Annotated in this window: 11 protein-coding genes; 1 reads left to right on the forward strand and 10 read right to left on the reverse strand. The window is 69.4% G+C overall.

The features are described from left to right. Nucleotides 1-86 precede the first annotated feature (86 nt). Both ACFP3H_RS17330 and ACFP3H_RS17335 read right to left on the reverse strand, forming a co-directional pair. Nucleotides 87-965: a hypothetical protein gene (locus tag ACFP3H_RS17330; RefSeq protein WP_378607059.1), complete on the reverse strand. Its 879-nt coding sequence runs from the start codon at nucleotides 963-965 to the stop codon at nucleotides 87-89. Nucleotides 966-989: 24 nt separating this feature from the next. Continuing rightward, on the reverse strand, nucleotides 990-3,350 hold the full coding sequence (locus ACFP3H_RS17335) for a Tex family protein (protein ID WP_378607062.1): 2,361 nt from the start codon (nucleotides 3,348-3,350) through the stop codon (nucleotides 990-992). Nucleotides 3,351-3,860: 510 nt separating this feature from the next. Between ACFP3H_RS17335 and ACFP3H_RS17340 the strand changes: the two genes are divergently transcribed. Then, nucleotides 3,861-4,229, forward strand: coding sequence for a VOC family protein (locus ACFP3H_RS17340; RefSeq protein ID WP_378607065.1), 369 nt, complete (start codon nucleotides 3,861-3,863; stop codon nucleotides 4,227-4,229). A gap of 1 nt (nucleotide 4,230) precedes the next feature. On the opposite strand, the gene trmD is transcribed toward ACFP3H_RS17340, so the two are convergent. From trmD to ACFP3H_RS17380, 8 genes are all read right to left on the reverse strand, one after another. Further along, nucleotides 4,231-4,908, reverse strand: coding sequence for a tRNA (guanosine(37)-N1)-methyltransferase TrmD (gene trmD / locus ACFP3H_RS17345; protein WP_378607067.1), 678 nt, complete (start codon nucleotides 4,906-4,908; stop codon nucleotides 4,231-4,233). A gap of 3 nt (nucleotides 4,909-4,911) precedes the next feature. Then, a complete protein-coding gene (gene rimM, locus ACFP3H_RS17350; RefSeq protein WP_378607070.1) occupies nucleotides 4,912-5,436 on the reverse strand; it encodes a ribosome maturation factor RimM in 525 nt (174 codons plus the stop codon). After that, nucleotides 5,437-5,679: an RNA-binding protein gene (locus ACFP3H_RS17355; protein WP_056811833.1), complete on the reverse strand. Its 243-nt coding sequence runs from the start codon at nucleotides 5,677-5,679 to the stop codon at nucleotides 5,437-5,439. Continuing rightward, nucleotides 5,679-6,116, reverse strand: coding sequence for a 30S ribosomal protein S16 (rpsP, locus tag ACFP3H_RS17360; protein WP_378607073.1), 438 nt, complete (start codon nucleotides 6,114-6,116; stop codon nucleotides 5,679-5,681). Before rpsP ends, ACFP3H_RS17355 begins: the two co-directional genes overlap by 1 nt. Before the next feature lie 209 nt (nucleotides 6,117-6,325). Then, entirely contained in the window at nucleotides 6,326-7,420 is a 1,095-nt protein-coding gene (locus tag ACFP3H_RS17365) for an amidohydrolase family protein (protein WP_378607076.1), read from the reverse strand. 101 nt (nucleotides 7,421-7,521) lie between these two features. Continuing rightward, nucleotides 7,522-9,087, reverse strand: coding sequence for a signal recognition particle protein (gene ffh, locus ACFP3H_RS17370; protein ID WP_378607079.1), 1,566 nt, complete (start codon nucleotides 9,085-9,087; stop codon nucleotides 7,522-7,524). Nucleotides 9,088-9,142: 55 nt separating this feature from the next. Continuing rightward, the gene (locus ACFP3H_RS17375) at nucleotides 9,143-9,457 is read right to left on the reverse strand and encodes a hypothetical protein (protein WP_378607082.1); all 315 of its coding nucleotides are present in this window, start codon (nucleotides 9,455-9,457) and stop codon (nucleotides 9,143-9,145) included. 160 nt (nucleotides 9,458-9,617) lie between these two features. Further along, nucleotides 9,618-12,068: a [protein-PII] uridylyltransferase gene (locus ACFP3H_RS17380; RefSeq protein ID WP_378607085.1), complete on the reverse strand. Its 2,451-nt coding sequence runs from the start codon at nucleotides 12,066-12,068 to the stop codon at nucleotides 9,618-9,620. Nucleotides 12,069-12,077: the final 9 nt, after the last annotated feature.

Here is a 12,077-nt window from a genome sequence, read left to right on the forward strand (position 1 = left end):
CTCAGAACAGGAGTGCTCTCGGACATGACTCGGCCGAGGCAACCGGTTCATTGTGCCAGACCCGGACCTCGCGATCGAAATCGGGCTCACGGTTCGTCGGACTGATCGGCCCGACGGCGCGGCAGCAGGTGCGGATGCGGCAGCGGCGCGGGCGGTGCGGCCACGACCGTGCGCGCCAACTCGGCCTCGGCGGCGGTGCGCGCGTGCTCGACATCGGGTTTGCCCGCGATCAGGTCCTGGACGAAGATCTTGGCCCGGATGACGGGTCGACGATACCGCCGCTCGCGCGCGATGGCCCGATTCATGGTCTTGGCCCGGTGCCCGTAGCGCCAGCGCGCCCACGGCGCACCGGGCCTGCTCAAGCGCACCGCCCCGACCAGCAGCAGCGGCGTGAAGAACATGCCGAACAGGCCGGTCCAGATCTTGCCCTTGGCGATCACCACCCCGGCGAGCAGCAGGTTCACCGTGATCGTGATCGCCACCCCGACCCGTACCCCGACGCCGCTGGATTGTCGGAAGTCGTCGTAGTCGAGGAAGGTCGCGGGTTGCACGCCGAGCAGCAGCAGTCCGGTGACCGCCAGCGCGACGAACACCGCGTCGACCGAGGTGCGGCCCTGTTCGGACCAGTAGACGTCACGCAGGTAGAAGATCAGCGCGAACTCGTCGAGCACCAGGGCCGCGCCGACGCCGAACACCGCCGACAGCACGCTCGAGGTGACCTGGGTGGAGTCCTCGGCGGTGGCGATCAGCCCGATTCCCGACAGCAGCACCGTGATCACGCCGAACACCATGTGGTGGATGTGGGTGTCGCCGGCTTTCACATTGCCCGGCCACCACCGCACATTGGCGCGGATCATCCGCACGCTGATGCGGATGACCACGAAGCCGAGGATGAATCCCAGCAGGAAGCAGAGCAGGGGCAGGCGGCCGTGCGCGATCACCTCGTCGTCGAGCCACCGTCGCATGCCGCCCGCCCTGTCGTCGTGTCCCTACTTGTTGCCGAAACCGGCCGCGCGCAGGGCGTCGGCCATCGATCCGGTCGGCGCGGCGGCCTGTTTGCGCTGGTTGCCGCCGCTGTTGCCCTGTCGGGGCTGTCCCTGCTTGCGTGGCGGCGCCTGGCCGACCCGGCCGGGTCCGCGCCCGCCTCCACGATTGTCCCCCTGTGCGGGCTTGCCCGGTTCGTCGTCCAGGCGCAGGCTCAGGCCGATCCGCTGGCGGGCCACGTCGACCTCGAGCACCTTCACCTTCACCACGTCGCCGGACTTCACGACTTCGCGCGGATCCTTGACGAAGGAGTGCGACAGCGCCGACACGTGCACCAGACCGTCCTGGTGCACGCCGACGTCGACGAACGCGCCGAACGCGGCCACATTCGTGACGACGCCCTCGAGCACCATGCCCGGCTTCAGGTCGGCGACCTTCTCGATGCCCGCGGCGAACTCGGCGGTCTTGAACTCCGGGCGCGGGTCAAGGCCCGGCTTCTCGAGTTCGGCGATGATGTCGCTGACGGTGGGCACACCGAACTTCTCGTCGGTGAAGTCGGCGGGTCGCAGGGCGCGCAGGGTGCCGGTGTTGCCGATGACCTCCGACATCTCCCGACCGGTGTGCTCGAGAATCCGACGCACCACCGGGTAGGCCTCGGGGTGCACGGCGGAGGTGTCGAGCGGGTCGACGCCGCCGCGAATACGCAGGAAGCCCGCGCACTGTTCGAAGGCCTTGGGGCCCAGGCGCGCGACGTCGAGCAGGGCGGTACGGCTGCGGAACGGCCCGTGCTGATCACGGTGGGCCACAATGCTTTCCGCGACCGACCCCGACACGCCCGAGACCCGGGCCAGCAGCGGCACCGAGGCGGTGTTCACGTCGACGCCGACCGCGTTCACCGCGTCCTCGACGACCGCGCCCAGCGAGCGCGCCAGCAGCGTCTCGGACACGTCGTGCTGGTACTGGCCGACGCCGATCGACTTCGGGTCGATCTTGACCAGCTCGGCCAGCGGATCCTGCAACCGGCGGGCGATGGAGACCGCCCCGCGCAGCGACACGTCCATATCGGGCAGTTCGGCCGAGGCGTAGGCCGAGGCCGAGTACACCGACGCGCCCGCCTCCGACACCACGATCTTGGTCGGCTTGTTCTCGGGGATGCGCGAGATCAGTTCCACCGCGAGGGCGTCGGTCTCGCGCGAGGCGGTGCCGTTGCCGATCGCGATGAGCTCCACGTCGAATCGGGCGACGAGCGCGGCCAGCACGGCCAGGGACTTCTCGGTCTGACCCTGCGGTTTGTGCGGGTAGATGACCTCGGTCGCGACGGCCTTGCCGGTGGCGTCGACGACGGCGACCTTCACGCCGGTGCGGTAGCCGGGGTCGAGGCCCATCGTGGTGCGGGTGCCCGCGGGGGCGGCCAGCAGCAGGTCGCGCAGGTTCGCGGCGAACACGTCGACCGCGTCCTTCTCCGCGGCCTGACGCAACCGCATCCGCGTGTCGATCCCGAGGCTGACCTGCAACTTGGTGCGCCAGGCCCACCGCACGGTGTCGAGCAGCCAGGAATCGGCCGGGCGGCCCTTGTCGGCGATGCCGAACGCGACCGCGATGCGGCCCTCGTAGATCGTGCGCGCACCGGGCTCGGGTTCTTCGGTGTCGGCTTCCAGGTGCAGCGTGAGCACCTCTTCCTTCTCCCCGCGCAGCAGCGCCAGGATCCGGTGCGAGGGCAGTTTGTGGAAGGGCTCGCTGAACTCGAAGTAGTCGGCGAACTTGGCGCCCGCCTCTTCTTTGCCCGCGCGCACTCGCGAGCTGACCTGACCGCGGTTCCACATCAGTTCGCGCAGTTCACCGACCAGGTCGGCGTCCTCGGCGAAGCGTTCGACCAGGATCGAGCGGGCGCCGTCGAGCTGTTCGGCGGTGTAGGCGGCCGGGTCGGTGGTGTGGTCGGTGATCAGGGCGTCGGCCACCGGCTCGTGCCCGGCCTCGCGCGCGATCTGGGCCTTGGTGCGGCGCTTGGGCTTGTACGGCAGGTAGATGTCCTCGAGGCGAGCCTTGGTCTCGGCCGTCATGAGCTGCGCGTGCAGGGCGGGATCGAGTTTGCCCTGCCCCCGGATGGATTCGATGATCGCGCCACGGCGCTCGTCGAGCTCACGCAGGTACCCGAGGCGTTCCTCGAGTTGGCGCAGCTGGGCGTCGTCGAGGCCGTCGGTGGCCTCCTTGCGGTAGCGCGCGATGAACGGAACCGTCGAACCGCTGTCGAGCAGTTCGACGGCGGCGCGGACCTGAGTCTCCCGCACCCCCAGTTCATCGGCGATCCGCCTGCCAACGCTGGCGAGGGCGGTCGTGCTGTCGGCGATCTCTGGCGCTGTCGTCACAGCCGCAGAGACTACAGCTCCACCCCGACACCCCGCCCGCACCCAGGTCAGCGAATCGTCGTCACGTCGGGTTCGCGCACCGGGCCCGCCGGTGTGTTCGCCCGTCGAACGGCCACCGCGGTGACCGCGACCCGCCGCAGCCTCGCCACTCCGAATCACACGGCCCCGATGTGCGATTCGTCACGCCGCGCACACCCTTTCGGACCCGAACCGGCCCCGAATTCGACCCGCCCAGCCGTCACGGCGATGGCCCCGAACCGATCCAGAATCCTCGCAACAATCGCGCGAACACCGAATCGCCCACTGAGACAACGACTACGCAGGCACATCAGCGGGGCGGTCGCGCGATCGCCCGCGATCGGCGAACCCGCGTCCGATCCGTCCCCGGTTCCGAATGGAACCAGCAATCCCCACATTGGACGTTCGCACAACGAATGATCCTTCTGGATACCCAAATGTCTTTGGGACAAAACAATCTCGGCGTCCGCGCTGCCCGGTACCGTCGATGAGATGACGGAGCCTTTTCAACTGGCCGGCCTTTCCCTGGACTGCGACGACCCCGAATCCCTCGCCCGTTTCTACCTCGGGCTCCTCGGTGGGCGGGTCCTGTGGAACGACGAGCACAGTGTCGGCATCCGCATACCCTCGGGCCTGACGCTGGCCGCGCAACGGGTCGAGGACTACTTCCCGCCGCAGTGGCCGGGGACCGCGGCGGTGCATCTGGATCTCGCCGCCGATGCCGACCTGGATCTGTGCGAGCAGCACGCCGTGGCGATCGGCGCGAAACCCGCACCGGTGCAACCCGATCCGCGCTGGCGGGTGCTGCTCGACCCCGCGGGGCATCCGTTCTGCATCACGACCCGTGTGGTCGCGGGATAGCTCAGGGCAGCAGATCGGGGCGTCGCGCGGTCGTGCGCTCCAGCGACTGGTCGTGGCGCCACGCCGCGACCTTGGCGTGGTCGCCCGAGAGCAGGATCGGCGGTACGTCCAGGCCGCGCCAGGACACCGGTCGGGTGTAGCTGGGGCCCTCGAGCAGCCCGTCGGAGAACGAATCCTCCTCGTGTGACTGCTGATTGCCGAGCACGCCGGGGATCAGGCGCACCACGGCCTCGGTCATCACCAGCACCGCGGCCTCGCCCCCGATGAGGACGTAGTCGCCGATGCTCACCTCCTCGACGCGCACCCGGCGGGCGGCGTCGTCGAAGACGCGCTGGTCGATGCCCTCGTAGCGCCCACAGGCGAAGACCAGGTGCTTCTCGGTGGCCCAGCGTTGCGCGGTGGCCTGGGTGAACGGCACGCCGGCGGGGGTGGGCACCACGAGCAGGGCGTCGTCGGGGCAGACCGCGTCGAGCGCGTCGCCCCACACGGTGGGTTTCATGACCATGCCGGGGCCGCCGCCGTAGGGCGAGTCGTCGACCGACTTGTGCACGTCATGGGTCCAGTCGCGCAGGTCGTGGACCCCGACCGAGATCAGACCCTTGTCGATGGCCTTGCCCAGCAGCGCCGTGCGCAACGGCTCGAGATACTCCGGGAAGATCGTGACGACGTCGAGTTGCACGAATTACTCCGGATCGAGCAGGCCCTCGGGCGGGGTGATGACCACCAGACCATCGGCGAGCGAGACCGTCGGGACGATGGCGGTGACAAAGGGAATGAGAATCTCGCGGCCGTCGTCGGCGGCGCGCACCGACAGCAGTTCGCCCGCGGCCGAGTGCAGCACCTCGGTGACCGTGCCGACGACGGTGCCGTCGCCGAGCTCGACCCGAAGGCCCTCGAGCTCGTGATCGTAGAAGGCGTCGTCATCGTCGGACGGCGGCAAGGTGTCGCTGTCGACGATGAACAGGGTGCCGCGCAGGGCGTCGGCGGCGGTGCGGTCGTCGATACCGTCGACGAACACCAGAAGCCGGCCCGAGTGCTCTCGGGCCGACTTCACGGTGTAGTCACGGGTCGCCGACGACTTCGGCATCCGACCGCGCAGGACGGCGCCCGGCGCGAACCGGACCTCCGGTGCGTCGGTGCGAACATCGACGACGAGTTCGCCGCGCACGCCGTGCGACTTGGCGACCCGACCTACGACGAGTTCCATCTAGGCGTCGGTATCGACCACGTCGACCCGGATCCCACGGCCGCCGATGCCGGCGACCAGGGTGCGCAGCGCGGTCGCGGTGCGACCACCGCGTCCGATCACCTTGCCCAGGTCTTCAGGATGGACATGCACCTCGACGGTGCGCCCGCGACGTCCGGTGAGCAGCTCGACACGGACGTCGTCGGGGTTGGCGACGATGCCGCGAACCAGGTGTTCGACGGCATCGGCAACAACGGCAGTCATTACTCGGCAGCCTCGGTGACGGCTTCCTCAGCGGCAGCCTCGTCCTTCTTGGCGGCCTTCTTCTTCGGGGTGACGGCCTCGGTGGTGGGCGCGTTGTCCGCGGCGGCGAGGGCGGCGTTGAACAGGTCCAGCTTGGACGCCTTCGGGGCCTTGACCTTCAGGGTGCCCTCGGTGCCCGGCAGGCCCTTGAACTTCTGCCAGTCGCCGGTGATCTCGAGCAGACGCTGCACCGACTCGGTGGGCTGCGCGCCGACCGAGAGCCAGTACGCGACGCGATCGGCGTCGATCTGGATCAGCGAGGGCTCTTCCTTCGGGTGGTACAGGCCGATGGACTCGATGGCCCGGCCGTCACGACGCGAGCGCGAGTCGGCGACGACGACGCGGTACTGGGGGTTACGGATCTTGCCGAGGCGGGTGAGCCTGATCTTGACAGCCATGCTGCTCAGTCTTCTTTCAGTAGTGTGGTCACCACGCGATTCTGCGACCCACATGGTCTGCGGGTCCGGTTTCGCGCATGTGTGCGTGACCGCCGCGCGGTACGGAACCGGAGACGGGCTGACACTGTCCAGGAAGGACGAGGCACCATTGTGCCAGACGACCGGGCAGGCCCGGAAATCGCCTCCGCTATCGGCGCGCAACGCCCGATTCAGCGGTGACCTGTGACCGGGTCGGGGGTCTTCACGACCAGCCCGCGCAGCACGACCCACTGCGGGTCGGTCAGGGACCGGGGGTCGGTGCGGGGGTCGTGGGTGTAGATGACGAAGTCCGCCGGGGCGCCTTCTTCGATGCTGGGGCGGTGTAGCCAGGTGCGGGCGTTCCAGGAGGCGGCGCCGAGGGCTTCGTGGGGGGTGAGGCCTGCGCCGGTGAGGGCGGTGATCTCGTCGGCGATGCGGCCGTGGCGGATGGAGCCGCCTGCGTCGGTGCCCGCGTAGATGGGCACGCCCGCCTCGTGGGCTTTGCCGACAGTGTCGCGGACGCGGTGGTGCAGGTCGCGCATGTGGGCGGCGTAGACGGGGAACTTGGTGGCGCTGTCGGCGATGCCGGGGAAGGTGTCGATGTTGATCAGGGTGGGGACCAGCGCGGTGCCGTGGGCGGCCATCAGCGCGATGGTGTCGTCGGTGAGTCCGGTGCCGTGTTCGAGGCAGTCGATGCCCGCGTTGATCAGGCCGGGCAGCGCGTCCTCGCCGAAGACGTGCGCGGTGACCCTGGCACCGTTGGCGTGGGCGGCGTCGATGGCCTGCTTCAGGATGTCGTCGCTCCACAGCGGGCGCAGATCGCCCACGGCTCGGTCGATCCAGTCCCCCACGATCTTGACCCAGCCGTCCCCGAACCGCGCCTGTTCGGCGACGATCTCGGGCAGGTCGCGTTCGTCGTCGAGTTCGATTCCCAGCTCGCGGATGTAGCGGCGGGGCCGGGCGATGTGGCGGCCCGCTCGAATGATGCGCGGCAATTCGACGTGCTCGTCGATGAACCGCGTGTCGATCGGCGAACCGGCGTCGCGCAGCAGCAGCGCCCCGGCGTCGCGCTCGGTCTCGGCCTGCTCGACAGCACCCTCGTGGGTCTCGTCGCCGCCACCGTAGGAGATCCCGACGTGGCAGTGCGCGTCCACGAGCCCCGGCACGATCCACCCTGTGCGACACAGACTTTCGGCGCCGGCGACCGGTTCGAACGTCACCGCCCCGTCGACGACCCACAGGTCACGTTCGACATCATCGGGCAGCACCACACCACGCACATGCACAGCAGAACCTCCAGACGTCAGCCCGCTCCCCAACCTACCGCCGACAGCAGCGCGCCGCGTGGTGTCGGGTCGACTCCACGCGGCGCGAGTGCTCTACCGGCTCAGTTCTTGGGGAACTTGAACTGCGACAGGTCGATACCCTCGAGTCCCGGCGGCAACTGATCCAATCCGGGCGGCATCTGCGACAGGTCCATCCCCGCGGGCAGCCCCGGCATTCCGGCGGGCATCCCGGGGAATCCGCCGCGCATCTTCGGCGGCGTGGGCCCGCGCCCACCCTTCTTGCCCTTCTTGCCGCCCTTTTTGTTGTTGGCCCGACGGGCGCCCGGCATCCCCATCTGCCGACCCATCGCCGCCATCATCTTCTTGGCCTCGAAGAACCGGTCGACCAGCTGGTTGACCTCGGAGACCTGCACGCCGGAGCCGTTGGCGATGCGCAGCCGGCGCGAGGCGTTGATGATCTTGGGGTTGTCGCGCTCGGCGCGGGTCATGCCGCGGATGATCGCCTGCACCCGGTCGAGCTGCTTGTCGTCGACCGCGGCCAGTGCCTCTTTCATCTGGCCCGCGCCCGGCAGCATGCCGAGCAGGTTGCCGATGGGGCCCATCTTGCGGATGGCCAGCATCTGGTCGAGGAAGTCCTCGAGGGTGAGCTCGCCGCTGCCGATCTTGCGGGCGGTCTCCTCGGCCTGCTGGGCGTCGTAGACCTGTTCTGCCTGCTCGATGAGGGTGAGCACGTCGCCCATGCCGAGGATGCGCGAGGCCATCCGGTCGGGATGGAAGACGTCGAAGTCCTCGAGCTTCTCACCGGTGGAGGCGAACATGATCGGCGCGCCGGTGATCTTGCGCACCGACAGCGCCGCACCACCGCGGGCGTCACCGTCGAGCTTGGTGAGCACGACGCCGGTGAAGCCGACGCCGTCGCGGAAGGCCTCGGCGGTGCTCACCGCGTCCTGGCCGATCATGGCGTCGAGCACGAACAGGGTCTCGTCGGGCTGCACGGCGTCGCGGATGCCCGCGGCCTGGCGCATCAGCTCGGCGTCGATGCCGAGGCGACCGGCGGTGTCGACGATGACCACGTCGTACTGCTTGGCCTTGGCCTCTTCGATACCGGCCGCGGCGACGGCGACCGGGTCGGCCGCGGAGATCCCGAGCGGGTTCTCGCCACCACCGATGGAGGTGCCGCCGTGCGGGGCGAACACGGGCACGCCCGCGCGCTCACCGACGACCTGGAGCTGGGTGACCGCGCCGGGGCGCTGCAGGTCACAGGCCACCAGCAGCGGCTGATGTCCCTGACCCTTGAGCCATTTGGCCAGCTTGCCCGCGAGGGTGGTCTTACCCGCGCCCTGCAGACCGGCCAGCATGATGACCGTCGGCGGGTTCTTGGCGAGGTTCAGCCGTCGGGTCTCGCCGCCGAGGATCGTGACGAGTTCCTCGTTGACGATCTTGACGACCTGCTGCGCGGGATTGAGCGCGCCGGAGACCTCCGCGCCCTTGGCGCGTTCCTTGATATTGGCGATGAAGCCGCGCACCACGGGCAGCGCGACGTCGGCTTCGAGGAGTGCGAGGCGGATCTCGCGGGCGGTGGCGTCGATGTCGGCCGGTGACAGACGCCCCTTACCGCGCAGATCCTGCAGTGCACCGGTAAGCCGGTCGGACAGGGATTCGAACACCGATCGCGCTCCTGATCTGAAAGGGTCAGATAATTCCCTCCCAGGGTAATGGAGGTTATTCGATCTGCCGCACGTGCGGTGGCGCGCTGCGACGCAACTCGTGCGATTCGATGTTGACCAGGTACACCGCTTCGCGACCGGTGAGACCGAGTTCGCGCGAGAGCGCCTCGATCCGCAACCATTCGGAATCGGCGCTGTCGACGCGGTGCGCCGTGGTCGAGGCGATGGTCATCGCGGCCAATGCCTGTGCGCCGCTGAGCGTGCGACCCGGCAACCACGAAACCACCCACAGGTCACCACCGACGCACCGCGCGATGTGCGCGGTCGCGTCACTGGTCATCATTGATGCGGAAACGACTTCGATAGCCACCGATCAGCTCCCCTCGTACGAGTGACAGCCCGACCCGGAAAAGTGCTGGACCCGCAGAATGCTATAGGTCACATCTCGACTTATCGGACCGCGAGAAACGGCGTGTAGCAATCCGATAGCAATCAGTGAGCAAACTGTGTCCTAACGTGATCGGCGCTGGTCAGCCCGCAGCGGCGGCCTCGGTGGGCGGCGGCGGTGGCGCGGGTTGCGGAACCACTTGCAGCACCGCGCTTTCGATGCGTTCGCGCAGCGCCGGGCTGTCGGCGTCGCCGAGTTCGAGGCAGAACGCGTCGACCACGGCCGAGCCCATCGTGACCACCTTGGCCCAGCGAACATTCGCGCCGGTCGCGGCGAAGGCACCGGCGAGGCGGCTGAGCATGCCCACCCGATCGTCGGCGCGCAGCTCGAGAATCACCTGCCCGGGTGTACTGGTCGGTGACCAGATCACGCGCGGTTGGGCGCGCGCGTAGCGGCCGGGTCCGGTGCCGAGGGCCTCGGCTTCGCGTTTGGCCAGCACCTCCGACACGACCAGCGCGCCGCCGATCGCCCGGATCAGTTCCTGGCGCAGCAGACCGGCCTCGGGCGGGTCGCCGAACTTGGGCATCACTACGAAGGTGTTGATCGCGGAGTCCCCCGCGCTGCCCAGTGACGCCGAGAGCACCCGCAGCGAATGCAGGGCCAGCACCCCGGCCGCGTCGGAGAGCAGGCCGGGCGTGTCGGGCGCGATCACCGTGACCACGAAGGTGTGCTTGCCGTCGCCGGGCGTGAGCGTGACGTGCACGCCCCCGTCGGCGGCCGCGGCCAACAGCGCGGGGTCGATCGGTTCCGGTTCCGGCAGCGGCTCGCCCGCCATGACCAGTCGGCACCGGCGGACCAGTTCGCCGATCAGCGAGGCCTTCCAGTCGCCCCACACGCCGGGACCGGTCGCCATCGAGTCGGCCTCGGCCAGCGCGTGCAGCAGTTCGAGCAGGCCGACGTCGCCGTCGAGGGCGTCGACGACGTGGCGCACGGTGGCCGGGTCGTCGAGGTCGCGCCGGGTGGCGGTGTCGGGCAGCAGCAGGTGGTGGCGCACGATCGCGCTGAGCGTGCGCACGTCCGAGGGCCACAGCCCGAGCCTGCGGCCGATGTGGGTGGCCAGTTCGGCGCCGACGACACTGTGATCGCCCTGCCTGCCCTTGCCGATGTCGTGCAGCAGCGCGCCGAGCGCGAGCAGGTCGGGCCGGGCGACCCTGGTGCTCAGCCCGCTCGCGTAGGCGACGGTCTCCATCAGGTGTCGATCCACGGTCCAGGTGTGGATGGCGTCGCGCGGGGGCAGATCGCGCACCGCGCCCCATTCGGGGAACAGCCTGCCCCACAGGCCCGTTCGATCCAGCGCCTCGACCGCGTCGATGCTGCCGCGGCCCGCGCCGAGCAGCACGAGCAGATCGTTGAGCGCGTCCTTGGGCCACGGTTCGCGCAGTTCGGGCGCGTCCTCGGACAGGCGGTTGAGGGTGGTGGCCGACATCGGCAGCCCGGACTGCGCCGAGGCCGCGGCGACCCGCAGGATCAGGCCCGGATCACGTTGCGGGCGGGCGTCTCTGGCCAGCACCACCTCGCCGGAGTGCTCGACCACCCCCTCATCGAGTGGTCGGCGCACCGGCATCCGACGCAACCTGGCCAGGCCGCGTCGTGGCAGCGCGTTGGCGGCCGTTCGCAGGCCGACATCGCACGAATAGCTCACCGTACGCGCCGAATCGGTCAGTGTCCTGGCCAGATCGAAGCGGTCACCGATGCGCAGCGCCGCGCCGATCTCGTCGGCGTCCTGGGCGCGCAGTTGGTCGCGGGCCCGACCGGCCACCCGGTGCAGCTCGGTGCGCACGTCGAGGATCCTGCGGTGGGCCTGGCGCAGGCCGCCACCGGGCACGTCGGGGCCAAGACCGGGCATGGAGTCGGTCAGTTGGGCGATCGAGAGGGCTTCGAGCAGTTGGATGTCGCGCAGTCCGCCGCGACCGTTCTTGAGGTCGGGTTCGGCGCGGTGGGCGATCTCGCCGCTGCGCTGCCAGCGCGCGGTGGTCTGGGCCAGCAGGTCGTCGAAGCGCGAGCGGATCCCGGTGCGCCATTCGCGACGAACACCGCCGATGAGCAGATTGCTGAGGTCTTCGTCGCCGACGATGTGGCGGGCCTCTAGCATGCCGAGCACGGCGATCATGTCGTCGGCGGCCACGCGCAGGGCCTGCGGCACCGTGCGCACGCTGTGGTCGAGCTTGATGTGGGCGTCCCAGAGGGGATACCAGAGTTGGTCGGCGACCTCGGCGACCACCTTGGGGTCGACATCGTCGTGCAGCAGCACGAGGTCGAGGTCGGAGTACGGGAGCATCTCGCGGCGGCCGAGTCCGCCGACCGCCACGACCGACAGGCCGCTGTCGGCGGTGATGCCGAGTTCGTTGCCCTTGCTGGTGAGCCACAGTTCGAACAGGTCGACCAGGGCTCCGCGCAGTGATTCCGGGTCCAGTCGCGGATTGCGCGTGCCTGCGCCGTCGAGCAGCTGCGCCCTGGCTTTGACCAGGTCCGCCGCCCCGTTGTGCTGAATACCGCCGTTCTGTTGTCCCACAGCCCCACCGCCATTCATCATGCGGGCGGC

It is taken from the genome of Nocardia lasii (assembly GCF_042658545.1).
GTDB lineage: Bacteria > Actinomycetota > Actinomycetes > Mycobacteriales > Mycobacteriaceae > Nocardia > Nocardia lasii.

Excerpts from the sequence above, each read along its gene's own strand:
- ACFP3H_RS17330 (WP_378607059.1), bottom strand. The coding sequence starts at position 965 with ATGCGACGGTGGCTCGACGACGAGGTGATCGCGCACGGCCGCCTGCCC.
- ACFP3H_RS17340 (WP_378607065.1), top strand. The coding sequence starts at position 3,861 with ATGACGGAGCCTTTTCAACTGGCCGGCCTTTCCCTGGACTGCGACGAC.
- rimM (WP_378607070.1), bottom strand. The coding sequence starts at position 5,436 with ATGGAACTCGTCGTAGGTCGGGTCGCCAAGTCGCACGGCGTGCGCGGC.
- ACFP3H_RS17355 (WP_056811833.1), bottom strand. The coding sequence starts at position 5,679 with ATGACTGCCGTTGTTGCCGATGCCGTCGAACACCTGGTTCGCGGCATC.
- rpsP (WP_378607073.1), bottom strand. The coding sequence starts at position 6,116 with ATGGCTGTCAAGATCAGGCTCACCCGCCTCGGCAAGATCCGTAACCCC.
- ACFP3H_RS17380 (WP_378607085.1), bottom strand. The coding sequence starts at position 12,068 with ATGATGAATGGCGGTGGGGCTGTGGGACAACAGAACGGCGGTATTCAG.